The sequence below is a fragment of the Pontibacter anaerobius genome (assembly GCF_026241195.1).
Taxonomy (GTDB): Bacteria; Bacteroidota; Bacteroidia; order Cytophagales; family Hymenobacteraceae; genus Pontibacter; species Pontibacter anaerobius.
The window spans coordinates 51,317-76,076 of record NZ_JAPFQO010000004.1 but is presented as its reverse complement, the minus strand read 5'-3'; the positions used below and the strand labels follow the sequence as shown (position 1 = coordinate 76,076).

Here is a 24,760-nt window from a genome sequence, read left to right as displayed (position 1 = left end):
TAACATATAATCCATATAAAAAGAGGGAGCAACTGTAATGGTTGCTCCCTCTTTTTATATCCGTATTGCAATCTCTCTGCAACCCTACTCTATGATAAACGGCGTAGGCGTAAAACAGAGCAGGAAGATAATAAAAGCGAGTATACCCAGTGCTTTGCGGAGTGGCGTAAGCGGCCGCTCGTCGGGGCAGGAGGGGTGGAAAAGGCCCATCACGCGGGAGAGCAGCAAGCCAAACACCAGCCAGCCGCTGTAACCGTCCGACTCCGGAAAAACCAGCGAGATAAGCACCTGCGCCACCAGTACTATCCCGGCCAGGTATAAACTATATGTCAGCTTTGGCGCGGCAGGCTGCAGCACAAACACCAGGTACAGCACATAAAAAGGCCACAGCCAGAAGTATGCCTCCAACTCCGGAAAAAAGCCCGACAAACCATACTGCAGCAGCACCATGGCCATCGTGGCGGCCAGGGCATAGTTGCGGTTGCCCAGCAGCTTCAGGTAAGCCCAGTAAGCGAAGGGCGCGAACACCACCAGCAGCTCTTCAGACCACATCGGCTCTGTATAAGGCGAGATTACCCCAAGGCCGGCATAAAGTATAAACAGCGCAAAAAAGATAGGCGAAAGCTGGTTAAAACGGCGGTAACCGATCAGGCCGTACAGCACATGCCCTCCGTCCAGTTGCCCGATAGGGAGCAGGTTAAGCGCCGTAAAGAACAAAGCCAGGAATCCCGCAAACACGAAAGGGTAATGGATGATTTCATAGCGGTTTGGCACCAGGGCCGGATCTGCCACATACTCCTCAAAAAGTATAAACAACAGGTTTTTACCCAGCGAAAAATTCCCGAAACCATCCTGGTATACATGCTGCGCATAGTTAAGGCCGTACTGCTCGTACTCCGGGTGTATGCTGAAGATGTACTCCGGCTGCGGCAGGTGTGTAAAGGCATAGACCAGCAGCGGCACGGCCACCACAAAACCCGCCAGCGGACCAGCCACCCCGATGTCAAAGAACTGCCTCCGTGAGAAGATGCGCTCCTTTATCCGGATAAAAGCCCCCATAGTACCGATGGATGAGGTAATACCAAACCACAGCGGAATGTAGTAAGGCAGCGTAACAGCGGTGCGGTAGTAGCGGGCCGTAAAATAATGTCCGAACTCATGCACCGTCAGCACCCCCAGGAAGGGGAGCGAGAAGTATAAACCGCCCACGTACTCCGCCCAGGTAAAAGTGCCCGTCCAGCTGAAGCCCTCCGGACCCAGGAAAAACAATTTACCGTACCGCCATTCTGCCCCCGCGATGGTAGTGGTTACCAGCGTGAGGCAGAACAGCAGCAGGTGAAGCCCGTATTGCTGCCGTTTAGATTGCAGCATCCGCAAAAAACTTATTGATGGTGAGCGGCGACTGCAGGTGCAACGTGTGCAGGCCTATGTTGTTGGCACTATGAATGTGCTGTATGCTGTCGTCTATGAAAAGCGTTTCTGCTTTCTGCAGGTTGTTTTCGGCCAGTATCTGCTCAAAAATGGCGGCATCCGGCTTGCGCTTGCCCACCAGGTGCGAGTAATAGCTCTTCTCAAAAAGCGAGTCGAGGCTCGGTATGGTGAAGCTGTGCTCCACGATCTGGTTAAAGCGCTGCAGGTGGATATCGTTGGTGTTGCTCAGCAGGAAGATGCGGTACTTCTTGCCCAGGTCCAGCAGCAGGTCGATGCGCTCCTGCGGTATGTCAAGTAGCATGGCGTTCCAAGCCTCATCAATCTCCTGGTCGGTGGCATCTATGTGGTACGCCTCGCGCAGGCCATTGCGGAACTCCTCGTTAGAGCAGTTGCCGGTCTCCAGCAGGTCGAACAGGTGCGACTGCTCTTTCTGGCTGTAGGCAATGTTACAGTTACTCTTGCACAGCTTCTGCAGCTCCTGTATGCTCTTGTCGTAGTCCAGGTTTATGATGACGCCACCCAGGTCAAATATGATATTGTTGATTTGTGTCAGGTCCACTTGAAAAAAATAATGTGTTAGTATTTGAAATATTGAATGCAAATATGTAAAATTGCACTCCCAATTCAAAGGAAGCACTTCCGAAGAAGAGGAAAGGGCCTATAGCTCATTCGGTTAGAGCAACTGACTCATAATCAGTAGGTGCCTGGTTCGATTCCAGGTGGGCCCACAGAAAATCAAGCACTTATCTCGTTTTGGGGTAAGTGCTTTTTTGTTTTTATAGTTTCAGGGAGCCTCTTAGCTGCTAGGAAGAATGAAGGCGGATTTTGCCGGTTTAGGCAAATCTAGCTGGGGCAAATTTGTAGCACAAGCAAAGTATGTTTTGCCTTTAGGTACTTCTAAACCAACAAAAGGAGGCTACTTTCTGGTAGCCTCCTTTTGTTGGTTGTCCATGTCAACGCTTTTACTCTTGTAAGGATTTGCACTCCTGGGATAGTCTTTTAATCTACCTGCCCTCTGAGTTCACCATCCGGGTACGTGGTACTGTGAATATTAAGATACCACAGTCCGCTCAGGAACTGCTCCTCCTCCTGCTGGGTTAATGGGCGGGTCTGCCCTGATATGGCGCCTTTGTTAGGCTCATCTTCATCATAGCCGCTGGTGCTGCCCGAGATTGGTATGCCTATTACAATTTCAGCGCTCTCAGATGTTGTGGCAGGGCCATGAAAGTGCATGCCTGTTGTTACATCAGCGTCATTACCTAACTGCCAGGTCACATTGTACCTGATTACATTGGTTTCCATATTATAGAAAACATGCAATGTGCCAGATCCATCAGTTACTACCGGTTGGTCCTGTACCTCTGCTTCCCCAGTTAAGGCTATGTTCTCGAAAGCTACCTCATCTACCGGGGCGATAGTTCCATCATCGTCGTCATCGTCGCAACTGCTTAATACAAGCGTCAGGCTGAATAATAGACCTATCATCAGCCATAAATTTCTGAATTGTTTCATGATTTTTGGGTTTAAAGGTTTTATAAATATCATGTGGTTAAAAAGAAGGGCACCCTGGCACAGAACAGGCTGTGCTGCTAAGCCGAAATAAATGTTAGCTTAAAGGTTAGGTAAAAAATGCTATCGCTTCAGTGGGATGGTATAGCTTGCCGTTATAAAAATGCCGGCACTCGTTAATTTTACATTTCCGTTTCCTATACCTGAGAGTGGAATTTTTACAAAAGGCTCCACTCCAACTGAGAGTGCAGGAGATAATTTACGGTTGTAACTCGCAGATATATTCTGAATACCGAGCCAGTGCTCGTTCTCGTGCGATATCTCCTTCGTTTTACTGTAAGGTTTTGTACCATACGTGTAGTTGTAAGTATATTCCTCATCCAGCATAATGTAGCTTGATAGGCCGGCCTGCATACTTACCACGCTCTTTTCACCCTCAAACAGCTTGTACCGGATGTTCAAGGGGAGATCAAGTACCCGGCATGCAGCATCTATGGAAGAAGGGTTTTTTTGCCCATCCCAATAGTCAGGAGAAGGTGCGTAGTCGTCAGGTTTTGCCTTATATACTTTGTCTGCCCACAGCACACCAGTTACCACACTGAACCTGTTTGTCAGTGGGATGGCCACCAGCAGACCTGTATTTGTGCTAATGGCATCCGGTTCTGTGAATTTAACGGTTGTCACATCCGGTGCAGCAAGCAACGTAATTTGAAGACTGCTCAGAAACTTACTCCTGCGCTTCCTTTCCTGTATCAGGCTGCTACTGTCCGGTTGCGGCTTCTGCTTCTCCCGTGCAACTGCCAAGGGTAGGGCAGGAGGCTGTGGGAGCTGGGTTGAAATAGGCGCAAGAGAACCTGCAAAAGACATTCTAGCCGGTAAGGAGTTCCCCGCAGCAGGGGGTGAGACCCGCTGCAGGGTGTTTTTCTCTCTACTTTCCTTAACACTCTTCAAAGCTACTTCTCCTCTCAACTCACTTCCTTCAGGCTCTGTAAGTATTGGCTCCTCTTTACCTCCCGGGGATAAGCCTTTCTCTGTTTCCGTACTGTTTACACCATGCTTAGACCCTCTTTCAGGCTGTGTCTCTACTGCCATTTGTACCTCTTCAGGGGCATCGGTAGGCTCTGTCAAAAACTTGAAGACGGCTATCCCGGTTCCGGTTAAAAGTATAAGCAGTAACGGGTATAGGTAACTATACCACCACCGATGCCCCCCTGGCGCATGGTCCAGCTTCTTTTCCATAGCTTTCCAAGCTTCCGGATCAAAAGGTGGATCAAAGCTATCAGCGCTCTTCCTGAACAATTTGTCGAGCTCATCATCAGGCATGTTGTCTGTATTCATCTACACTGCTTTGTTGTAATTTTGCTCTTAAATTTGCTCTTGCCTTGGCCAGGTTCGACTTGGAAGTGCCAACCGAAATGCCCAGTATCTCTGCTACTTCCTCATGTGTGTGGCCATCTATCGCATACAGGTTAAAAACCGCTCTGTAGGCAGGCGACAAGGCTTGTACCAGGCTTATCAGGTATTCATAGTTTATCTTCTGTTCCACACTGTAGTTATCAGCCTCTGGTTCGGCACTTTCTATATCCATTAAATAATAATGTTTCAGGTTATGCCGGTAATTGTCCAGGGCGGTGTTGATCATAATGCGTCTGATCCATCCTTTAAAGGGTTTTGACGGATCATATTTCTCCAGCTTCGTGAACACCTTCAGGAAACCATCGTTCAGAACATCCCTCGCTTCTTCTGCGTCTTTTGTGTAGCGCATGCTGATGCTCATAGCATAGCCATAGAAATGCCTGTATAGCTTTCTTTGTGCTTCGCGGTCCGCTTTCAGACAACCACGGAGAAGATCTTCAACCTCTTTGCTTTCAGCTTCACTCACCCTCACTCGCCCTTTTATTAGCTATGTGTCCCCATCACGGAATGAATTCCAAAACGGTTGCCTCGGCCTGAAAATAAACCAAGGTTCCATACTTTATATTTACGAGGCCAACTAGGAACAGGCAAACAAAGCGTTTAAAACAGAAAAACCCCTAAGTGTTAGCCGAGGGGTTTTTATACTTAATGCTAGTACGAGGAACCATACCTCACTCGGTCGCTGGAACTCCTGGTGCCAATTAACCTATCCAATCCGCCACGTAATCGTCACGGTTTCTGTCACGTCAATGTCGTCGGGCTCAAAGTCCGGGGTGGCGTCGTAGGTGGTCATCATGTCGGCTTCGTACAGCTGGTAGTCGTGGCGGTGGGAGCGGATGGTGAGCTCGCGGTAGGAGTAGTCAATGTCGAGGATGTCCAGCAGTTCTACGCCGGTGGCGCCGGCAATGAGGGTGGCGTTCTCTTTGGCTTTCGCGATAGCCTGCAGAATGAGCTGTTGCTGCTGCTTTGCTGCATCCTTCACCCCAAAGGCAATGCTGAAGTCCAGGTGATCCATTCCCTTGGCGATTCGGGCCAGCAGTTGGTTGATGATGTTTTTGTCCAGGGGTAGTTCCAGTTCCAGGCTGTGTGAGGCCCTGAATCCGTTGAACTCATACTTGTCGGTTTTCTTGTTCCGAGTGGTTTCTTTCCGGATGCTGAAATCCTTCGTCTTCAGGTTCTTTCGTTCCACGCCTACTTCCGCTGCTATCCTGCGGAGCTCTTCCACTTTCCTGTTCAGGGCATCCACCGTTTTCTCGTACTCCCACTCATGGGCAGAGGCCTCAAAAGAAAGTATAATAATGTCCGGCGACACAGCTAGTTTCCCCTTGCCTGTAATCTGTAGTTTGCGTTTCATAGTTTTTTAAGTTAAAAGTATAATATACTTAAATATATAAATTATAGTCTGTTTAAGAGCGTGGGCTACCCGAAAAGTTTTGAGTCATAGTTGGTTGCAAATTCGTATTGCCTGTTACGGGTGCTACAATTTGTTTAAGAAGCGTAATTTTTAGAAAGTGCTCTTTCCAAGTATGGCGCTACCTGCCAGGCGGAGTATTTTTCTGCTTTTTGAAACTCCGGGTGTATCCATTTGTCTTATAACAGTGTAAAAATAAAGGTGGCAGAAGATAGTGTACTCATAATGTATGCAACTGACTTTGTGGAGATTATACTTGACAAAGGCATTGATGCGCTGTCCGTGCGCTGGTTACGGCCGGTGGTCAGCCAGGAGTACAGGTTTGGTATTGAAGAAACAGGGCGTATACTTCTGGCTCACAACTTGAAAAAGCTATTGGTAAACAACCAGCGGATGGGTGTACTGACCATGGATGACCAGGCATGGCTGGCAAAAATCTCGATAGAGGTCATCTCCAGAAGCGAGCTGCAGCGGCTGGCTATCGTATCGTCTACCAATATGCTGCAACAACTTACAAACGAGGTGCTGGACGATAAGGTAAAAAAGGCAACGCCATACTTTGAAACCCAGTATTTCCTGACGGATGAGGAGGCTAAAGAATGGCTGCAGACGCCTTGAGGTGTAATCGGATTATACAGAGAGTCTTTTTAAAGTGAAAATCCCATCACAACAAGTATAAACAACCCCCTGTGGTCTATCCCACAAATCTACTGCTGCGTTGGTTTTGCAAGTATAAACACGGCGCCCCGCCTAGTTTAAGCAAAGTATAGCGTATAACCGCCAGCCTGTGCCAAGTATAGCCAGGTGTAAGTCAGGTTCGAGAAAAATAAGTTTGTGCCCTGGAAGAGGTAGGGGAGGGAGACGGCGGATTAGCCTTTATACTGCGCCAGCCACTCCAGCGCACTAGGTTGGTTGGTAAACATGCGCGTGGGGTTTTTGGGCTTGTTTACCTGGATAAAGAAATTGGCGGACATTCTCACCATCGGCGAGCTGATCAGGATGGCACTGGCAGACACAAAGTCATTGCCTTCGTTGGCCAGGTAGTCCCGCGCTTCCTTTGTCGATTGCTTTATTCTGGTGATATCAAACAAGCTGGGATAGGTTTCCCCTTGGATAAACTCCAGGCGGTCCTGCACACAGATTTTAGCTATATCCAGGTCCAGCAGCTCTATATCTTTATAAACACAGTGCAAAATCCCGCTGTCCACAGCTAAGTTTATATATTTCGTTGATCTGATGTTAGGATCTTTTTCGAAATTTGCCATTCAAGTCGAATACATTTAAAAGTTTAGGTGTTACGGGCATTGATAACACAATATTACTCATAATAAGTGGCAAAAATAAGACACAACAATATCTTAGATACGGTGGACTCCGTGTTGGCTGTTTCCAAAAAGAAGGGAATTATTCACCTGCACGCCGAAGACGAGGCACTTAGCGGGCAGCACCTGACGCTAAACGGCAGGAAAGTATTGCACTTTGGCACCTGCGGGTACCTGGGCCTGGAGCATCACCCGGAGGTGAAACGTGGCGCCATCCAGGCGATCGAGCGCTTTGGCACACAGTTCCCGATGTCGCGCACCTATGTGTCGAACCCGCTCTACAGTGAGCTGGAGAGCTTGGTGAGGCAGCTATACCAGGTGCCGGCGGTCATTTCCAAAAACTGCACCCTGGCCCATCTCACCACTATCCCAAGTATAATCCGGCAGTCCGACCTCGTTATCCTGGACCACCAGGTGCATGCCAGCGTGCAGGAGGCGGTTAAAAAGCTCCTGAGCCAGGGCGTTACCGTCGAGATGATCCGGCACAACAACCTGGAGATGCTCGAAGACCGCATTAAAAAGCAACGGAGCAAGTTCGGGCGTATCTGGTACATGGCCGATAGCGTGTACTCCATGTATGGCGATTTTGCCCCTATCAAGGACATGATTGCGCTGGCCGAGAAGTATGAGCAGCTATACTTGTACGTAGACGACGCGCATGGCATGAGCTGGGCTGGCAGGAACGGCACCGGGTATGCCATGAGCCAGATGCCGGACGGCCTCTACCGTAAAATGATCCTGACGGCAAATTTGGGGAAAGCCTTTGGTGCCTGCGGAGGTTTGTCGCTGTTCCCGAACGAGGAGTGGTACAACAAGGTGAACAACTTTGGCGGACCGCTTACTTTCTCGGTGCAGATAGAGCCGGCTACCCTGGGCGCGGCCATTGCCTCGGCCAAAATACACCTCAGCGAGGATATCTATACTTACCAGGAAGAGCTGCAGAAGAAGATCGCCTATTTCAACACCCTGCTCCGGCAAACCGACCTGCCGCTGGTACACGAGTGCGAAAGCCCGATCTTCTTTATCGGGACCGGCACCATGGACATGGGCAACCATCTGGTGCAGGCCTTGCTAAACGATGGCATTTATGTGAACCTGGCTACCTTCCCGGCGGTACCGGCCAAGAATATCGGCGTCAGGATTACCATATCTCTCTCTAACTCCTATGAGGATATCGAGGAACTGGTGAACAAGCTGAACACGCACTTTAAAGAGGCGCTGGCTGCCACCAACCAAACGCAGGACAACATCCGGAAGGCGTTTAAAATGCCTGCGCTTTCTCAAGTACCCGCCAATTCGGCGCTTGTTGTTGGCCATACTCTTTCCGTTAAACGCTTCACCACCATCAGGGAGCTCGATGCAGCCCCCTGGAACAAGTACCTGGGCCATAGGGGCATGTTCGATTGGGATGGGCTTTTCTTTTTGGAGGAGGCTTTTTCGGGCAATGCGGAGAAGGAGAATAATTGGGGCTTCCGGTATTATGTAGTGGAAGACGCCCTGGGCAAGCCCGTGTTGATGACCTTTGCGGTGGTTAGCTTGCTAAAAGAGGACATGTTTTCCCAACCCTCCATTTCCAAAGCCATCGAGCGGGAGCGGGAGGCAAACCCTTACTACCTCACCTCCACGGGAATGGTGCTGGGCAGCTTGTTTACCGAGGGCAACCACCTGTACCTGGACCGCGAAAGCCCTTATTGGAGAGAGGCTCTGAAGGCACTGATGAGTGAGCTGTACAAAGACCAGGAGAAGGGGAAAGCCACCAGCATACTGCTCAGGGACCTGGATGCCAACGACCCCGAAATGGATGAATTTATGGTGGGGCAGGACTTTGTGAAACTAGACCTGCCGGAGTCTTGTGTGGTGGAGAACCTGGGCTGGACCGATGAAGAAGGGTTCAGGAAGCGGCTTTCTAAGAAAGGCAGGGAGAACTATGTGCAAATGATCAAAAGGTATGAGCCCTACTATGATGTGCAGGTAAAGTCCCGCTTGTCAGAAGACGAACTGCAGCACGCGATCCGGTTGTTTAAGTATGTCAAAAGCAACAACTTTGCGATCAATAATTTTCTCTTCCCGGAAAAGCTCTTCCGCCTGCTCAATGAGAGCGAAGCGTGGGAGTTTGTGGTTTTGTACATTAAAGAGGAATACTCCATTAACAGAAAGGCTGTATCAGTGGGGTTCTGCCACAAAAATGCTGCTGGGGTGTATAGTTTCATGCTGATAGGTATGGACTACGATTACTTGCTGGAGTACAAAGTATACAGGCAGACACTTTACCAGGTGATCAAGAGAGCCAACAGCTTGGGGGTTAAAAAAGTGAATATGGGCATTTCTGCCACCATGGAGAAGAAAAAAATAGGTGCAACACCATATGCCAAGGTTGGCTATTACCAGGCAAAAGACAATTTTGTGATGGAAATGATTGGGGCTACCTTTGTAATTGAAAAAGATTAACGGTAATTGCCGCCAAAAGAGAACAAAAACGTGAAAGTCCTTAAGGAAAGAATAGAGGAAATTATGACACTGATAGCTGAGGTTGCCAATGGCAACTTCGACTATCAGCTGAATGTTTCTGAGGCCGGCGACGAGTTAGATGCTATTATCTCGGGTGTAAGCATGCTGGGGCAGGAGCTGAAGAGTTCTACCGTTTCCCGCGACTTTATGCAAAGCATCTACCAGGGGGTGGTGGACATGCTGCTGGTGCTGAATACCGACTATACCATCCGGAATGTGAACGAAGCCTTTGAGGAGATCACCGGCTTTAAAGAGGCCGATCTGGTTGGCCTACATGTGGCGGAGCTTTTCCAGCACAAAGGCAGCGCAAACATGGACGAGATACTCCGAAAGTTTGAGGTAAAGGAAAAATGCCTGAATGTGGAGTTGAAGCTGCGCTTGCAGCAGGACGGCACCATTTCAACTTCCTGCTCTTTGTCTTACCTCCGGAACAACAGGCAGGAGAAGGACGGCATTTTGATTATTGCCAAGGATATAACCGAGCTGAAGGCCAAAGAGCAGGAGCTGAAAGAGGCTAAGGAGAAAGCTGAGGCTGCCAACGAGGCCAAGAGCAGCTTTCTATCCAGCATGAGCCACGAGATCCGGACACCACTGAACGGGATCATCGGTTTTACCAATATCCTCAAAGACACCGCGCTCAATGAAACTCAGGCAAAGTATGTAAACCTCATCAAAACATCGGGAAACAACCTTTCCAAACTCCTCAACGATATCCTGGACCTACACCGCATCGAGCAGGACAGGGTAGCCATAGAGGCTATTCAGTTTAACCTGCGCGAAACGGTGGCCTCGCACCTGGAGCCGTATAAGCACCTGGCGCAGGGCAAGTACCTGGCTTTTTCTTATACTTTTGATGAGGCTGTGCCGCAGCATGTGATAGGCGATCCCGTACGGGTAAACCAGGTGCTGGTGAACCTTGTTAGCAACGCCATCAAGTTTACGGACACTGGAAGTATAGCCATACATTGTTCGGTGGCCTCCGAAAGCAAGGATGCTGGCACGGTAGAACTCCTGTTTTCCGTAACAGATACCGGTATCGGCATTCCGGAGGAGAAGCAGGGCATTGTGTTCGATACCTTTACGCAGTCAGACCAGTCCACCACGCGCAAGTATGGCGGTTTTGGCCTGGGCTTAACCATCAGCAAGAAACTGGTAAACCTGATGGGAGGGGAGATCGGGGTTGTAAGCCCTGCACCTGACCGTGCAGACGGCGCTACGATCTGGTTTACTCTGAGGCTTCACACGGTGGCTGCGGAGGACGTTGCGTTGGATGACGATGAGATAGATCCAGACTTTGCCCTGGACAAGGACATGAGCATACTGGTGGTGGACGATAATGATATTAACGTGCTGCTTATGCAAGTGGTGCTGGAGGGCTTTGGTGCGCAGGTAACCACGGCGCATGGCGGCGAGGAGGCAGTGCAGATCGCGCTGGCTAACCCGTTCGACCTTATTTTTATGGATATCCAGATGCCGGATGTGGATGGTATGGAGGCGACGAACAGGCTTCGGGAAGCTAATATCACAACTCCCATTATCGCGTTTTCGGCCAATGCCTACCAGGACGATATTGCTAAAAGTATGGCCGCCGGCATGAATGACCACCTATGCAAACCCTTTACGAACCGCGAGTTAGTGGCCTTGCTTAAGAAATGGACCCAGGTATGATTTTGAATAGGATATTCTCAGACATTCTCTAATCATAAAAGAGCCTCTTCTGCTACCGAAGGGGCTCTTTTGCTTTAAACTGAAGTGAAAAAGTATAATTTCTTAAGTCAGACGCAGGAAATTTGGTTGAATATTTATTTAGGTTTATGCGTATCACTATATTCGTTTCTTAAAATAGATGCAACAAACGATTAAACAGATATGGTAACAGAAGCTGAAACAAAGGCAAAGCTTTTTGAGGATTTGGAGCAGGAGCTGAGGGGAAAAGGGTTTAACATTGCAAGCCAGGACCGTTCACGCCCCTGGGGAGGTTTTTTTGTGATTGACGAGGCTCAGGCCCAGCGCTTTGCAGATACTTACTTTGATGGTATGTCTGTGGATGACCTGAGGATTTCCGGCAAGCTGAGCCCTAAGATACTGGTAGTAGCCCCTGGAAAAAGATTATCGTGGCAGTACCACCACCGCAGGGCCGAGATATGGCGTGCGGTAAGCGGTACGGTAGCTGTGGTAACCAGCAACACAGATGAAGAAGGCGAACACAAGACGCTGCATCCCGGCGACCAGATTAAACTGCAGCAGGGTGAGCGCCACCGCCTGGTCGGCCTAAAAGACTGGGGCGTGCTGGCCGAGATCTGGCAGCACACCGATGCTACCCAACCCTCCGACGAGGAAGACATTGTGCGCGTGCAGGATGATTTCGGGCGTTAGTTACTATGCTCATCCTGAACAGGAACGGGCCGCTACTTCAAAAGTAGCGGCCCGTTCCTGTTTAAAGTATATCCAGCTTGATTTCTAGTCCTCATTATTCCACTTGTTGGCAAAAAGGCTGCCCAGCACCAGGGCTCCAAGGGCCACGGCGCCTGTCAATACCTCCTGGCGGTGCAGGCTTAGCCAGGCTTGCGGGCTGCTATAGGTCGATTTTTCGTCGAAAGTGCCATGCGCGCCATGGTCGCCGGGCAGGGGTTCGTAGAGGTTGTTTTTGCGGTTCGGGTCTTCAGGCTCGTTAGTTTGCTGCCCTTCAAAACCGGTTTTGGCCAGCACGTAGTCTACAAACCAAGGGGCTATCTTGTTGCCGATAATGGCTTGCAGGGTAGGGTAACCCATACGGTACTCGCGGCGCTCGTGCTCGGCGGCATACGCGATCATCTCGGCGGCTAGTTCCGGCTGGTAAATTTTACCCATTGGCTGTGGCTTGTTTGGCAACCGTGACTTCACGAAGCCAAACTGGGTGGTGTTCATGGCAGGCAGCTGCACCATCGTCACTTTCACGTTGCTTTTATCGTGCATCAGTTCGGTACGCAGCGAGTCGTAGAAGCCTTGTATGGCGTGCTTTGCCCCGCAGTAAGCCGACTGCAGCGGAATGCCGCGGTAAGCAAGCGCCGAACCCACCAGCACAATGGAGCCACGGTCGCGGGGCAGCATGCGCTTGAGGGCGGAGAGGGTGCCGTATACCTGGCCCAGGTAGGTAACATCGGTCACGCGCTTGTAGTCATCGGGCTCCATTTCCTTTATCGGGCTGAAGACACTGTTCATGGCGTTATTCACCCACACGTCAATCTCGCCCAGTTCCTGCTCTATTTTAGCAGCGGCGTCTTCCACTGCCTGTGCATCGGCCACATCTACCTGCACATACACAGCTTTGCGGCCCATTTCCTCTACCTCGCGCTTGGCACCTTCCAGACCATCTTTACCACGGGCCAGCAGGCCAACATCATACCCTTGTTTGGCAAACTCACGGGCGCAGGCACGGCCCAAACCAGCAGAGGCCCCGGTTATCACGACCACACCTTTGCGGGTGCCGCTGTGTTTGTTTTCGTCTGTTGTCATCTTCTAAGTTCTTAATTTATATTTTGCTTTTGCTGATGTTACGCCTGCCAACCTATCATAGTTATGCATGGCGTATGTGGGGCGGCAACAGAAAAGCTCCTCACTTTAAATTGCTTAAAACAAAAAAAGCACCCTGGTGGGGGTGCTTTTACTGTAGTGGTTTTTATACTTATTTCTCCTTCTCTTCCAGTACCTGGCCGTTGCGGTAGAGGCGGGTTTTTATCACCTTGCCTTCCGGGTTATGATACTTCCAGGTGCCTGTTTCGCGGTTGTTTCTAAACTGGCCGAGCACTTCGGTTTTGCCGTCCTCAAAGTATGCCTTATAAGGCCCGAATCGCAGTCCGTCTTTGTGGTTTGTCTCCGATTTTACTTTGCCGGACGGGTAGTACGTATAACTGGTGCCGATGATTTTTCCGTTCTCGTACGTATGTTTCTCCTGTACCTGGCCATTATCGTGGTAGCTCAGGCGCTCACCGGTAAGCAGGTTATCCTTGTAGTTCTCGCTGAGCCTTACTTTTTTGCCTGGCGCGTCATAATACTCCTTCCAGTTCCCGTGCTTTTTCTTGTCCTTCAGCTGCTCCTCTGCCTGTAGGTTACCAGATGGGTAATAGCGCAGTGTCTTGCTGGAAGTGCCATTGCCGCTGGCGGTAACCTCCTCCTTCAGCTTACCGCCCTCATAAAAGTATTGGGCGGTGCCGTTTATCTCGCCGTTTTTATAGTTGATGATGCTTCGTGGCTGGCCGTCCTCGAAGTATGACTTGGCCGGGCCATTCATTTTGCCTGCCGCAAACTGCCCTTCGGTGCTGAGTTTGCCGCTACGATAGTAACTCTTGTAAGTGCCCTGCTTTTCGCCGGCTACGTTCTGCACCTCCGTCTGTACCTGCCCGTTGTCGTAATAAGTTTTATAAGAGCCTTGCAGCATGCCGTTGCTATAGTTAGCCTCCGTTTCTAAGTTGCCGTTGGTATAGTAGGTTTTGGCAGGGCCATTCTGTTTGCTGTTGCGGTAGGTGATCTCCGATTTCAGTTTGCCAGAGGGGTAATACTCGCGCATAATACCATCCGGTGAGCCATTCACAAACTCCGTCTCTTTATGCAGGGTGCCGTCCGGGAAGTAGGTCTTGAAAAGCTTGCTCTGCTGGTCGTTCTCAAAATAACCCTCCTGTAGCAATTTGCCGTCCGGCCGATAGGCTTTAAAAGGTCCCTGCTTTACATCGAGCTGGTACGTGAGCTGCAGTTTGGGTTGGCCACCCGGGTAGAACTCGGTGTATACGCTGTCCTTTTTGCCTTCCACAAACTTCACTAAGGCCTCGCGCTCACCGGTGGGGTAGTAGCGGTTGTAGTAGCCCACAATGGCAGAATCGGGGGTGATGGAATACTCCTCTTTAATTTGGGTGAATGCCTCGTCGTGGTAAGTGACAACCTGCTGCTGTGCCACGGCCATACTTTGCACGAAGCCGAATGGGAGCAGTAATGCCAGGAATTTATGCATATGATTGAAATGATTTATACTTTGTCAGAATCAGAATTTATGGATGCGTAAGGATAAACAGGATTCATACTTGATTCATTCAAAACTAGATAATTAGACGGCGTTTCAGGAGCAGAAACGGGTACATCTCTCTTTTCAAAGCATGCTTTATACTTCTCGTAAGTATACCTCACCCGTCCTGTTTATCCTAAAATCCTGTAAACGCCGATCCAAAAAAGAAAGCCTTACGCGCTAAACGTAAGGCTTCCTGCAAAATGTATGCCCGAAGGTTAATTTATACTTTCTCGATCACGATAGCAGAGGCACCGCCGCCGCCGTTGCAAATACCGGTTACACCGATCTTGCCACCTTTCTTATCCAGCACATTGCAAAGCGTGGTAACGATACGCGCGCCCGAGGCTCCAAGCGGGTGGCCCAGGGAAACCGCACCACCGAACACGTTCACGTTGCCGCCTTCCAGTCCGAGTTTCTGGTTGTTGGCGATGGATACTACCGAGAAGGCCTCGTTGATCTCGTAGAAATCTACCTCAGAAGCATCTACTCCGGCGTTTTTCAGTGCCTTCGGAATAGCCAACGATGGGGTAGTCGTGAACCAGATTGGGTCCTGCTCCGCATCGGCGAAGCCACGAATCTTGGCGATCGGCTTTATGCCTAACTCTTCTGCCTTCTCTTTGCTCATCAGTACCAGCGCAGCGGCACCATCGTTCAGGGTCGAGGCGTTGGCAGCGGTTACCGTGCCAGCCTTGTCAAATACAGGGCGCAGGCCAGGGATCTTCTCAAAGTTCACCTTGCTGAATTCCTCATCCTCCGACACCGTAATAGGGTCTTTGCCGCGCTGTGGGATTTCCACCGGCACGATCTCGTCTTTCAGAAGGCCCGCCTTTGCAGCCTCGGCTACTTTTCTGTAAGAGTTGATGGCGTACTCGTCCTGCATCTCGCGGGTAATCTTCATTTCCTTGGCCGTGTTCTCAGCTGCGTTGCCCATGTGGAAGTCGTTGTACACATCCCACAGGCCGTCCTTCAACAAACCGTCCGTCATCTGGCCGTGGCCGAGCTTCGCACCGAAACGGGCTTTTTCGAGGTAGTAAGGCACGTTGCTCATGCTCTCCATGCCCCCCGCCACAATCACATCCTTGTGGCCCAGCATAATAGCCTGCGCCGCAAACATGATGGCTTTAGAACCGGAGGCGCATACTTTGTTAATAGTGGTACACTCTACCTCGTAGCCCAAGCCGGCAAAAATGGCGGCCTGGCGGGCAGGGGCCTGGCCCACGTTGGCCGACAGCACATTGCCCATAATTACTTCCTGTACTTCTTTTTTATCTACACCCGCTTTTTCCAGGGCACCTTTAATAGCTGCCGCGCCAAGCTGAGTGGCTGTAAGGCTGGCCAGTGCGCCGCCAAAAGAACCAATTGGGGTGCGAACTGCCGAAACAATATATACTTCCTTGGTTTGCATAGTTTTGATTTAATTTATTGGGTTTTGTTGTGAAGTTACAGGGATTTGCGCTCAAAACCAAGCGAGCGTTAGCTTTGGAGGGTTATGATGGCTTTGTACTTGCCACTGTTTCCTGCAACTGGAACCAAGCTATCCTTGCTAGCCTCTGCTTATCCTCAGTCTTATATAGCTATTGCTTCACCTCTGGCTTTGGCTCCCTCCAGCCCGGGAGGGCTCGTCTTTGGGCATCGCGCTGGGACCTTTTCTTTGCTCGCTATCGCTTTGCAATCCCTTCGGGACCGAAAAACTCCAAAGGCGCTCAACCCAAAGACTGGGATCAAGTTCGGTAGCTGCTGCCTTTGCTATGGAACAAAGTATGATTCCCCTCCTCGGAGGGGTGGGGGTGGGTTCATCATTCCCCAACTTTTAACTCTTAACTTCCGGTAAGGGGACAGGGGTGGTTGGAACCAGTAGCCTAAACGCAAAAAATAGCGACAGACGTTAAACCAAAACAACCTGCTCCACTCTAAAACCCATAACACAAGATTTGTGCAATTTTTACTATATTTAAAAGCTAAACAACCAAACCTTCATAACACCTACATCACCCGACATGAAGAAACTTTTATGCCTGGCTGTTTTCTTCAGCGCCAGCCTGCTACAGGCAGAGGCGCAGCAGCAAACACCAAAAAAACCACTTTCCCACGATGTATACGATAGCTGGAATAGCCTGGAAGGAGACAAGATCTCCAACAACGGGCAATTCGTGCTCTACAACATCGACCCGCAGGAGGGCGACGGCGACCTCTACATCCGCAGCATGGTAAACAACGCCGCTGCAAAGTATAACCGCGGCACCAAGGCCCGCTTTACCAACGACAGCCAGTTTGCTGTTTTCCAAATTAAACCGGAGCACCAGAAGGTACGCGCCCTGAAGCTGAAGAAGAAAAAAGGCGACGACCTGCCCAAAGATTCCCTGGCCATAGTAAAGCTGGTGGACATGAGTGTGGTGAAAATGCCTCGTGTAAAATCTTATAAGCTGCCGAAGGAGGGAAGTGGCTGGCTGGCCTATCACCTGGAAAAACCGCTGGCTGAGAAAAAGGAGGCTAAAAAAGACACTGCCGCAGTAAGCGAGAAAAAGGTCGAAACCAAAAAATCCACTCCAAAGAAGAACAAGGACGCCAAAGGCACTGAGCTGGTGCTGCGTAACCTGAACACGGGGCAGGAGCATCGCTTTTCGCGCGTTGTAGACTATATTTTCTCGGAGCAGGGCAACATGCTATACTTCGTGAAGGATGAGCTGGACTCGCTGCACCACGCCGGCGTATTTGCTTTTAGCACCTCTGAGTTAAAGGAGATGCCTATCGATACGGGCAAGGTGACTTACAAGGGCATCACCACCGACAAGACCGGAAACCAACTGGCCTATGTGGCCTCTGCCGATACCGTGGGCGCGGATATCCGCTACTTCGGCCTGAACTACTGGAACACGAAAAACCGCAGAAACCAGCTGCTGGCCGATACTGCGGCCAAGGGTCTGCCGCAAAAATGGATGGTGAGCGAGCATGGCAACCTTACTTTCTCAGAGGATGGCAAGCGCCTGTTCTTCGGCACGTTCCCACGGCCGGTGCGCTACGAAAAGGATACCACGCAGCTGGACGAGGACAAGGTGAGCCTCGACATCTGGACCTATAAGGACCCGCTGATACAGCCGATGCAGCTGAAGCAGAACGACCAGGAGCTAAAGCGCTCCTTCCTGGCCATGTATGACCTGAAGAGTGGCAAAATGCAGCAGCTGGCCACCCTCGAGATGCCGGATGTATACCTGGACGCTTATAAAACAGGCGACGTGGCACTGGCCGTGAGCGATGAGAAGTATAAAATCACGATTGGCTACGACACACCAACCCGCAAGGATGCCTACCTCATCGACCTGAAAAAAGGTACAGCCAAACAGGTGCTGAAGGAGACAAGGGGCAACCCGCGCCTGTCGCCAATGGGCAAGTATGTATACTGGTATGAGCCGATGGACAGCAGCTGGCATGCCTTGAGTGCCAGGGGGGGCGCCAACATCAACCTGACCAAAAAGCTGGCAGTGCCTTTCTACGATGTGGATTTTGACATGCCGATGCTGCCGGACGACTACGGCTTTGCCGGTTGGGTAGAGGACGACAGCTACCTGCTGGTATACGACCAGCACGACATCTGGAAGCTGGACCCAACGGGGAAAAAAGCAGCCGTAAACCTGACAGATTCCTATGGCCGCCAGAACAACCTGCGCCTGCGCTACGAGAAGCTGGACCCGGAGGAGAAGTTTATCCCCGCCAACGCAGATTTATACCTGAGCGGCTTCAACATCCGCACGAAAGCCGACGGATACTATAAAGACTATGTGAGCAAAGAGGCGAAACCGGAAAAGCTGATCAGCTCTGACCATGCCTATACTTCGTTGAGCAAGGCGAAGGATGAGCAGCTGGTAACCTTCCGCCGTGGCGATTTTAGAAACTACAACGACCTGTATACCTCAAACCTGGGCTTTGCCAACGTGGAGAAGCTGACAGATGCCAACCCGCAGGCGGCGGCGTATAAGTGGGGAACGGTAGAGCTGATGGACTGGAAATCAACGGATGGCGTTCCGTTGCAGGGTTTGCTGTACAAGCCGGAGAACTTTGATCCGAAGAAGAAATACCCGATGATGGTATACTTCTACGAGCGCTCCTCGGACCGTATGCACGCGCACCGCACGCCGGCCCCGAGCGCCTCCACCATCAACATCCCGCTGTTTGTGAGCAACGATTACCTGGTGTTTGTGCCGGATATCGTCTACAAGGACGGTTACCCGGGCGAGAGCGCCATGGACTGTATAATACCTGGTGTGCAGCTGTTGGTGCAGCAGGGTTTTGTGGACGACAAGAACATGGCGCTGCAGGGGCAGAGCTGGGGCGGGTACCAGATCGCCTACATGGTTACCCGCACCAACCTGTTTAAGGCTGCTATGGCCGGTGCACCGGTGTCTAACATGACGAGTGCCTACGGTGGCATCCGTTGGGGAACGGGCCTGAGCCGCCAGTTCCAGTACGAGCGCACGCAGAGCCGCATCGGCGGAACACTGTGGGAGAAACCGCTGCAGTTTATCGAGAACTCGCCGCTGTTCTTCGCCGACAGGGTAGAGACGCCGCTGCTGATCATGCACAACGACAACGACGGCGCCGTGCCGTGGTACCAGGGCATTGAGTACTTCATGGCGCTTCGCCGCCTGAACAAGCCTGTCTGGATGCTGGTGTACAACGGCGAAGACCATAACCTGATGCAGCGCAAGAACCGCAAGGACCTGTCGGTGCGCATGTCGCAGTTCTTCGACCACTACCTGAAAGGCGCCCCGGCGCCGGTTTGGATGCAGCAGGGCGTGCCATCGGTTATAAAAGGCAAGAACTTCGGCCTGGAGCTGGTTTCGGAGCCGGAAGTAGCCGGCGAGCTGCAGGAATAACATGGTGCCTCAACCACAGGCAATAAAAAAAGGGCAACAAGTTGTTGCCCTTTTTTTATTGGTTTGCTATGGTATGCTGTGGCCTATTTGCCGCTTTGGTTCATTACTTTTATCTGGCCGCAGGCTACCGGAATGGTCGGGTCGTAAACGCCGTCCACATACATGCCGTGTACCACGATCACGTTGTTCTGCATAGGTCTGGCCGCTCTCGTTATGCTGAAGGAGTTCATAAAATCTACCATTCCTGTGGCGTCAGCCATAGGGTAAGGTGTTAGCGGAACGAGTACTGCGCCATAGTAGGGGATGCCCTCAACCAGGCTGATCAGACCGTCACCATCGGTATCGGCAGACATTGGCGGGCAGACTGCATTTTTGTTGCTATCGGTAAAGCCATGGATATGCTGCATGTGCTCCATCTCCGGCGTCAGGCCGGAGGCCTCCAGGTCTACCTCGATCATGTCGCCCATCAGGTCGATTTGGGCCATGCCGCTGACGCCGGAGCCATTCAGCTCCATCAATTGCACCGTGTAGGTCTGGTGCAGGTTCATGGAGTTGGTTTGGTGGGCTTCCGCCACGTTCTGCGCCGATAAGGCTGCATCAGGTGTCACGTCATTAGCTTGTTCGCAGGCGTTGAAGCTTACAAGGATAGCGGCCGCAGCCATATAGCCGGTTGTTTTCTGGATTAGTTTTTTCATAATTCTTTATTTTTTAAGTGTGGCATACCTACGGCCTGCCTCCGGCGGGTTTGGTGGAATGTTCTATAACACAGGGTGTAAGCTGCCTGAGGTGAAGGGAACAACCTGATAATCTTAGCGTATGAAAAATCCAGTATGCGGGAAACCCATACTTTGTGGCTCCGAAGTATGGCTAAAGGGCGTGCTGAGAAGCAGGAGGGTGACCTGGCAGGAGAACACCAGGGAGGAGAGAAAAAGGTTTGATTAACAGGAGCGGGGAAGTATGCGCAGGCATACTTCCCAAATGCTATAGCTTAGCTATAACCTTCCAGGCTCTGGAGCGGCTGGGTGGTGCGCATAAACTGGCCGGTGCCGAAGGCTACCTCTTTGCCCCGCTCGTTGTACAGGGTGGCTTCCGCTATAAACAGGTTCTTGCTTTGGGAGCGCAACGTGCCCACGGCTTTCAGTGTGCCGCTTGTAACAGGCCGCAGCAGATTGATCTGAAAGGAGGAGGTTACGATAAACACATCGCGGACCACGGAGGCCACGGCAAAGTATGAGGCATCGTCGAGCAGCTTAAAGTATACCGAGCCATGTATGGCGTTGGCCCCGTGGAAATACTTTTCGTGAACGGGCAGAGTGATCTCGGCACGGCTGTGGCTTACCTGTATCGTGCTGCCGCTGAACAGCTCCTGCACCTTTGCCTGCTGGTAGAGCCGCTCCAGCCGTTGGTAATGTTCCTCTTGTTGCATAAGGCAAGTATAAGTATAAATCTGCAAACAGGCCTCCCGGGAAGTATGAATCATACTTTTTGGAAGGCCTCACATTTTAAAATATTCCATACTTTCGCAGGCATCAACCTTCAACCTAAAAAACAATGGCGTACAAGTATGGCGTGGGCATCAGCCACCTGGAGTTCTGGGTAAAAGACCTGGAGGAATCACTTGGGTTTTACAGTCGTTTATTTCCGCTGATAGGCTGGTACGAACTGAACAGGACCTCTTTCAGTTGCGGCGTGCATGAGCTATACTTTAAGGAGGTGCCCCTGCAGCTGCATGACAGCCTGGGGGTGCGGCATATCTGTTTCCATGCCACGAGCCGGGAAATGGTGGAGCAGGTGGGGGAGTGGCTGCAAAGCATAAACGCCGACATCATACGGGGGCCGCAGGCCATGCCCGACTACAGCGACGCCTACTATACCGTGGACTTCCGCGACCCGAACGGCTTTGTGCTGGAGGTGGCGTACACCCCGGACATCAAACTATAAAAACAAAATCCCTGGCTGCGCGCAGCCAGGGATTTTGGGTATCCGAAAAGATAAGCTTTGTCAGCAGCTGGTTGAGGCGGCTACATCCTTGTTGTAGCGCACGAAGAAGTTGATCCATATCGCCCGTGACATCCTGAAGATGAAGGGGTAAAACAGCAGCAGGGTGCCTACCAGCGCGCCGATAAACCAATACAGCGTCACCTCCTCCAGTATAATGCTTAGCGCCACCAGGATAGTTACCGTGATGGCAGTGGTAATGCCGTAGCTCACATACATGGCGCCATAGTAAAAGCCCGGCTCGGGCTGGTAGCGCTGGTGGCAGCAGGGGCACTCCTCGGGCATATCGCCGAACTTGGTGTAGCTCCACCCTTTATGGGTGAAAAGGTCTCCCTTATGGCACCTGGGGCATTTGTAGTTCAGGATGCTGTATAGTTTAGAGCCTTGGTTTAGCATGATGGTTCCTCCTTTGATTTCTGCTACAAAAGTACTTCGTGGTGTACTGTTACTATGGCACAAAAGCTGTGCTGCATGGTACAAATGCTTTGCGTGTGGTTATACGAAGATGGAGGGTTTAGAGAGCATGCGCTCCTTTACAGCGGACACACGGATACCGGCGGCCTCCATTTTGCGCACGGCATCGGCCTCTATCAGCTCCTTCAGCTGCTGCAGGCAGGCATCGAACTCGGTGTGGCGCCCCATCAGGAAAACAAACTCCTGCTCAACCTCCAGCCAGGTGCTCATATCGGCCTGGTTGTGCTGTATCTGCACCTCCAGTTTATCCAGTGCGTTGGCTACCCGCGACTCATAGGTAAGTTTGTCCTCGAACTCATGCCAAAGCTCATACACATGCTGGCCCAGCCCGTTGCCCAGGGTCTGGCGCAGGTTTTCGATGGCTTGCAGCTCGCGCTGGCGCTTCTGTTCTTTCAACAGGGGGGTGTTTACATCAAAGGCAGGGATGTCGCCGGCTTCTGCCTCCACCAGGTCATGGATGATGACCATCTTCAGGGTGCGGGCCACGTTTATCTCATGGTCCAGGTATGGCTCCAGGAGCACCACCATCAGCGACATGCGCCAGGTATGCTCGGCTACGCTCTCCTGCCTGCCGTTCGACAGCCAGCTGTGGCGCATCTCATACTTTAGTTTCTCAGCGAGGTGGAGTACCTCCAGGATGTGTTTCAATGCTTCTTTCATACTTTATTTTGTAAGGATTGGCGCCATTGGCTGGCGGTGTAAAGGGGACTTTAGTCGCGAGTTGCAAAGGTATGAAAAACAGCGGTGATGCCTGCTGCAAAAGTATGGGAAATGACTGCCGTAAGTATGATCTCCGGGGCTGATGCTGAAATACACTTTTACCGGCAGGTTAACCGGCGCAAAGTGCGCCACCGGCCGGGCTTACCAGTCCGGTTTGGTGGGGTCTGGCTGGCGGGTTGATTTTTTGGGAAGCTGCTGAATGTACTGCAGCTCGGCATTGCGCATGGCGTCGAGCAGCAGCCTGGCCTTTTCGGGGCTCATGTTGGCCTGGCGGAGCCTGGCACGGCGCGTCTGTGCCTGCTGGTCCTCGTCCGATGCCGCCTCCGAGCTGCCCCGGCGCTGCTGCGCGTCCTTATCAAAGGGGCTGTTGAGCTGCTGGCCCTTTTCGGTGCCAGATGCCTCTCCGGCCGCATCCTCTCGCTCCTTCTCGCCCTGTTCCTTGTCTTCGGCTCCGGCATTCTGTTGCTGCCGGCCTTCCTTGTCAGGCTCCGGGGTGTCTATCTCCTCCTCCTGGTCGCCCTGCTCATCGGGTTTCTTCTTGGGTTGCGGCTGCAGGTCCTCCTCGGCAGGAGGGGGCGACTGCAGTTCGTCTGGCCCGGCGCTGTTCTCCTGCTCCGTGGCTTCCGGCTGGCTTTCCTCGGCCGCCGCTTCGGGGTGCAGCGCCAGGTACTTTTTCAGGAGCTCATAGTTATACCGGGCCGCATTGTTGCCGGGCTCGGCCACGAGTGCCTGCTTGTAAAGGGCCAGGGCGCGCTTATACTTTTTTTGCCTGGTGTTGATGTTGCCCAGCTGCAGGTGTGCCAGCGCGCGCAGGTGCGTGGTGGGGTGGTCGGCCAGGTACTGGTAAGCATCGGTTGCCTGTGGCAGCAGCCCCGCCTGGTAGTAGGAGTGGGCCAGGTTAAGGCGCAGCTGGTCATCGTCCACCTCCAGGTCATCCAGCAGGTACTTATAGGCAGCGATGGCCTCGATGTAATCCTGGCGGTTATAGGCCGTGGCCGCCTCGGCCGCATACTGGTTAAGGTGCGTGATAACGGATATGCCCCCGCTGAACAGGCTGGCGAGAAGTATGGCTACCAGGGCTAGGGACTTCATATCCGGATAAGTTTAACGGTGATCAGAATATCGAGCAGGATGAGGAACAGCGCCAGGGCCAGCGGGTATACATACTTGTTGGCGGTTACGTCTATGGTTTTGCTCTCGCGCAACTCGCCCTCTATTTTATTTATAGCACTGATGAGTTTGCTCACCTCGCTCACGCGGTCGTTTACCTCAAAGTATGCGCCGCCGGTCAACTCCGAGAGTTGCACCAGGGGCTCCGGCTTAAGCTGGGAGAGCACCTGCTGCCCCTCGCTGTCGGTCTTAAAAGTATTGCCTGCCGGAATAGGGCTGCCATCGGTGGTGCCGATGCCGAGCGTGTACACCCGTATATTCTCATCGCGGAGCTGCCCGGCCAGGTGCTGCACGTCGCTGCCAAAATCCTCGCCATCGCTGATGAGCACCAGCACCCGCGCCTTCTGCTCCTCCTCCGGCGTGTTAGAGGTTTGGCGTAGTTTGTCGAGCGCCAGTTGCAGCACGGGGGCGTAATTGGTGCCCGAGTGGGGGAGCAGGCTGGTGCGCAGCGTTTGGGTATACAGCTGCAGCGCGTTCTGGTCGAAGGTGAGGGGGCTCTGGATATAGGCCTCGTCAGAGAAAACCATCAGGCCGATGCGGTCGGAGTTGAAGTTGCTGACAAGGCGCTGCGTCACGTGCTTGGCCTTCTCCAGCCGAGAGGGCTGCACATCGGTCGCGTTCATCGACTCAGAAAGGTCCACGGCGATGTACAGGTCCTTGCCAATGGTCCTGATCTCCTTTTTCATCGCCCCGAAGGAGGGGCCAAGTATGGCAATAATGAGCAGCAGCAGGTAAAGGTGGCGGAGCAGGAACTTGAACCACACCCCGTAAGGCTTCTGCTTAAAGAAAAGGGCCACCCTGCGCACACGGAGCAAATAGCCCACATACAGCGCAAAGAAAATTGCGCCGAACAGGATCTCCAGTAAAGTCAGGGTCTGGTACCAGGTCATTC

The 24,760-nt window shown here is 51.9% G+C and carries 22 protein-coding genes and 1 tRNA gene; 7 read left to right on the top strand and 16 right to left on the bottom strand.

The features are described from left to right. Nucleotides 1-84 precede the first annotated feature (84 nt). Both OO017_RS07810 and OO017_RS07805 read right to left on the bottom strand, forming a co-directional pair. Nucleotides 85-1,371 (bottom strand): site-2 protease family protein, encoded by a 1,287-nt coding sequence (locus OO017_RS07810; protein WP_266051910.1) that lies wholly within the window; start codon nt 1,369-1,371, stop codon nt 85-87. Continuing rightward, nucleotides 1,358-1,990 (bottom strand): HAD family hydrolase, encoded by a 633-nt coding sequence (locus OO017_RS07805; RefSeq protein ID WP_266051909.1) that lies wholly within the window; start codon nt 1,988-1,990, stop codon nt 1,358-1,360. The genes OO017_RS07810 and OO017_RS07805 overlap by 14 nt, the downstream gene beginning before the upstream one ends. 95 nt (nt 1,991-2,085) lie before the next feature. Between OO017_RS07805 and OO017_RS07800 the strand changes: the two genes are divergently transcribed. Next, a tRNA-Ile gene (locus OO017_RS07800) sits at nt 2,086-2,159 on the top strand. 271 nt (nt 2,160-2,430) lie between these two features. Here the strand turns inward: OO017_RS07800 and OO017_RS07795 are convergent. The 4 genes from OO017_RS07795 to OO017_RS07780 form a co-directional block, all read right to left on the bottom strand. Continuing rightward, a complete protein-coding gene (locus OO017_RS07795) occupies nt 2,431-2,943 on the bottom strand; it encodes a CHRD domain-containing protein (RefSeq protein WP_266051908.1) in 513 nt (170 codons plus the stop codon). 120 nt (nt 2,944-3,063) lie between these two features. Continuing rightward, entirely contained in the window at nt 3,064-4,278 is a 1,215-nt protein-coding gene (locus OO017_RS07790) for a hypothetical protein (RefSeq protein ID WP_266051907.1), read from the bottom strand. Continuing rightward, nucleotides 4,256-4,822 carry an RNA polymerase sigma factor gene (locus tag OO017_RS07785; protein ID WP_266051906.1) on the bottom strand — a complete coding sequence of 189 codons (567 nt, stop codon included), beginning with the start codon at nt 4,820-4,822 and terminating at the stop codon, nt 4,256-4,258. Before OO017_RS07785 ends, OO017_RS07790 begins: the two co-directional genes overlap by 23 nt. Before the next feature lie 240 nt (nt 4,823-5,062). Beyond that, nucleotides 5,063-5,710, bottom strand: a complete 648-nt coding sequence (locus OO017_RS07780; RefSeq protein ID WP_266051905.1) for an SIMPL domain-containing protein — start codon at nt 5,708-5,710, stop codon at nt 5,063-5,065. 258 nt (nt 5,711-5,968) lie between these two features. Between OO017_RS07780 and OO017_RS07775 the strand changes: the two genes are divergently transcribed. After that, a complete protein-coding gene (locus OO017_RS07775; RefSeq protein ID WP_266051904.1) occupies nt 5,969-6,385 on the top strand; it encodes a hypothetical protein in 417 nt (138 codons plus the stop codon). 251 nt (nt 6,386-6,636) lie between these two features. On the opposite strand, the gene OO017_RS07770 is transcribed toward OO017_RS07775, so the two are convergent. Continuing rightward, nucleotides 6,637-7,032, bottom strand: coding sequence for a DUF7793 family protein (locus OO017_RS07770; protein ID WP_266051903.1), 396 nt, complete (start codon nt 7,030-7,032; stop codon nt 6,637-6,639). Between the two features lie 66 nt (nt 7,033-7,098). On the opposite strand from OO017_RS07770, the gene OO017_RS19985 reads away from it, so the two are divergent. From OO017_RS19985 to OO017_RS07755, 3 genes are all read left to right on the top strand, one after another. After that, complete coding sequence (locus OO017_RS19985) at nt 7,099-9,537, top strand: GNAT family N-acetyltransferase (RefSeq protein WP_266051902.1); 2,439 nt, start codon at nt 7,099-7,101, stop codon at nt 9,535-9,537. Nucleotides 9,538-9,567: 30 nt separating this feature from the next. After that, nucleotides 9,568-11,265: a response regulator gene (locus OO017_RS07760; protein ID WP_266051901.1), complete on the top strand. Its 1,698-nt coding sequence runs from the start codon at nt 9,568-9,570 to the stop codon at nt 11,263-11,265. Nucleotides 11,266-11,466: 201 nt separating this feature from the next. Further along, nucleotides 11,467-11,973 carry a cupin domain-containing protein gene (locus OO017_RS07755; RefSeq protein WP_266051900.1) on the top strand — a complete coding sequence of 169 codons (507 nt, stop codon included), beginning with the start codon at nt 11,467-11,469 and terminating at the stop codon, nt 11,971-11,973. An 84-nt stretch (nt 11,974-12,057) separates the two neighbouring features. Here the strand turns inward: OO017_RS07755 and OO017_RS07750 are convergent, their stop codons facing one another. The 3 genes from OO017_RS07750 to OO017_RS07740 form a co-directional block, all read right to left on the bottom strand. After that, nucleotides 12,058-13,092 (bottom strand): SDR family oxidoreductase, encoded by a 1,035-nt coding sequence (locus tag OO017_RS07750; protein ID WP_266051899.1) that lies wholly within the window; start codon nt 13,090-13,092, stop codon nt 12,058-12,060. 169 nt (nt 13,093-13,261) lie between these two features. Further along, nucleotides 13,262-14,581, bottom strand: coding sequence for a toxin-antitoxin system YwqK family antitoxin (locus OO017_RS07745; protein ID WP_266051898.1), 1,320 nt, complete (start codon nt 14,579-14,581; stop codon nt 13,262-13,264). Nucleotides 14,582-14,855: 274 nt separating this feature from the next. Beyond that, nucleotides 14,856-16,040, bottom strand: a complete 1,185-nt coding sequence (locus OO017_RS07740; protein WP_266051897.1) for an acetyl-CoA C-acyltransferase — start codon at nt 16,038-16,040, stop codon at nt 14,856-14,858. A 592-nt stretch (nt 16,041-16,632) separates the two neighbouring features. Between OO017_RS07740 and OO017_RS07735 the strand changes: the two genes are divergently transcribed. Further along, nucleotides 16,633-19,506, top strand: a complete 2,874-nt coding sequence (locus OO017_RS07735; RefSeq protein ID WP_266051896.1) for an alpha/beta hydrolase family protein — start codon at nt 16,633-16,635, stop codon at nt 19,504-19,506. An 83-nt stretch (nt 19,507-19,589) separates the two neighbouring features. Here OO017_RS07735 and OO017_RS07730 read toward each other — a convergent pair whose 3' ends face one another. Both OO017_RS07730 and OO017_RS07725 read right to left on the bottom strand, forming a co-directional pair. Continuing rightward, complete coding sequence (locus OO017_RS07730) at nt 19,590-20,201, bottom strand: hypothetical protein (RefSeq protein ID WP_266051895.1); 612 nt, start codon at nt 20,199-20,201, stop codon at nt 19,590-19,592. A 293-nt stretch (nt 20,202-20,494) separates the two neighbouring features. Continuing rightward, nucleotides 20,495-20,932: a PaaI family thioesterase gene (locus OO017_RS07725; protein WP_266051894.1), complete on the bottom strand. Its 438-nt coding sequence runs from the start codon at nt 20,930-20,932 to the stop codon at nt 20,495-20,497. A gap of 125 nt (nt 20,933-21,057) precedes the next feature. Between OO017_RS07725 and OO017_RS07720 the strand changes: the two genes are divergently transcribed. Then, nucleotides 21,058-21,447 (top strand): VOC family protein, encoded by a 390-nt coding sequence (locus OO017_RS07720; RefSeq protein WP_266051893.1) that lies wholly within the window; start codon nt 21,058-21,060, stop codon nt 21,445-21,447. A gap of 60 nt (nt 21,448-21,507) precedes the next feature. On the opposite strand, the gene OO017_RS07715 is transcribed toward OO017_RS07720, so the two are convergent. The 4 genes from OO017_RS07715 to OO017_RS07700 form a co-directional block, all read right to left on the bottom strand. Further along, complete coding sequence (locus OO017_RS07715; RefSeq protein WP_266051892.1) at nt 21,508-21,900, bottom strand: DUF983 domain-containing protein; 393 nt, start codon at nt 21,898-21,900, stop codon at nt 21,508-21,510. A 99-nt stretch (nt 21,901-21,999) separates the two neighbouring features. Continuing rightward, the gene (locus OO017_RS07710; RefSeq protein WP_266051891.1) at nt 22,000-22,638 is read right to left on the bottom strand and encodes an HD domain-containing protein; all 639 of its coding nucleotides are present in this window, start codon (nt 22,636-22,638) and stop codon (nt 22,000-22,002) included. A 201-nt stretch (nt 22,639-22,839) separates the two neighbouring features. Further along, nucleotides 22,840-23,790, bottom strand: a complete 951-nt coding sequence (locus tag OO017_RS07705) for a midas domain-containing protein (protein WP_266051890.1) — start codon at nt 23,788-23,790, stop codon at nt 22,840-22,842. Next, nucleotides 23,787-24,758: a VWA domain-containing protein gene (locus tag OO017_RS07700; protein ID WP_266051889.1), complete on the bottom strand. Its 972-nt coding sequence runs from the start codon at nt 24,756-24,758 to the stop codon at nt 23,787-23,789. The genes OO017_RS07705 and OO017_RS07700 overlap by 4 nt, the downstream gene beginning before the upstream one ends. Nucleotides 24,759-24,760: the final 2 nt, after the last annotated feature.

Excerpts from the sequence above, each read along its gene's own strand:
- OO017_RS07700 (WP_266051889.1), bottom strand. The coding sequence starts at position 24,758 with ATGACCTGGTACCAGACCCTGACTTTACTGGAGATCCTGTTCGGCGCA.
- OO017_RS07735 (WP_266051896.1), top strand. The coding sequence starts at position 16,633 with ATGAAGAAACTTTTATGCCTGGCTGTTTTCTTCAGCGCCAGCCTGCTA.
- OO017_RS07770 (WP_266051903.1), bottom strand. The coding sequence starts at position 7,032 with ATGGCAAATTTCGAAAAAGATCCTAACATCAGATCAACGAAATATATA.
- OO017_RS07810 (WP_266051910.1), bottom strand. The coding sequence starts at position 1,371 with ATGCTGCAATCTAAACGGCAGCAATACGGGCTTCACCTGCTGCTGTTC.
- OO017_RS07780 (WP_266051905.1), bottom strand. The coding sequence starts at position 5,710 with ATGAAACGCAAACTACAGATTACAGGCAAGGGGAAACTAGCTGTGTCG.
- OO017_RS07740 (WP_266051897.1), bottom strand. The coding sequence starts at position 16,040 with ATGCAAACCAAGGAAGTATATATTGTTTCGGCAGTTCGCACCCCAATT.
- OO017_RS07725 (WP_266051894.1), bottom strand. The coding sequence starts at position 20,932 with ATGCAACAAGAGGAACATTACCAACGGCTGGAGCGGCTCTACCAGCAG.
- OO017_RS07720 (WP_266051893.1), top strand. The coding sequence starts at position 21,058 with ATGGCGTACAAGTATGGCGTGGGCATCAGCCACCTGGAGTTCTGGGTA.
- OO017_RS07755 (WP_266051900.1), top strand. The coding sequence starts at position 11,467 with ATGGTAACAGAAGCTGAAACAAAGGCAAAGCTTTTTGAGGATTTGGAG.
- OO017_RS07715 (WP_266051892.1), bottom strand. The coding sequence starts at position 21,900 with ATGCTAAACCAAGGCTCTAAACTATACAGCATCCTGAACTACAAATGC.
- OO017_RS07750 (WP_266051899.1), bottom strand. The coding sequence starts at position 13,092 with ATGACAACAGACGAAAACAAACACAGCGGCACCCGCAAAGGTGTGGTC.
- OO017_RS07795 (WP_266051908.1), bottom strand. The coding sequence starts at position 2,943 with ATGAAACAATTCAGAAATTTATGGCTGATGATAGGTCTATTATTCAGC.
- OO017_RS07705 (WP_266051890.1), bottom strand. The coding sequence starts at position 23,790 with ATGAAGTCCCTAGCCCTGGTAGCCATACTTCTCGCCAGCCTGTTCAGC.
- OO017_RS07790 (WP_266051907.1), bottom strand. The coding sequence starts at position 4,278 with ATGAATACAGACAACATGCCTGATGATGAGCTCGACAAATTGTTCAGG.
- OO017_RS07745 (WP_266051898.1), bottom strand. The coding sequence starts at position 14,581 with ATGCATAAATTCCTGGCATTACTGCTCCCATTCGGCTTCGTGCAAAGT.
- OO017_RS07710 (WP_266051891.1), bottom strand. The coding sequence starts at position 22,638 with ATGAAAGAAGCATTGAAACACATCCTGGAGGTACTCCACCTCGCTGAG.
- OO017_RS07730 (WP_266051895.1), bottom strand. The coding sequence starts at position 20,201 with ATGAAAAAACTAATCCAGAAAACAACCGGCTATATGGCTGCGGCCGCT.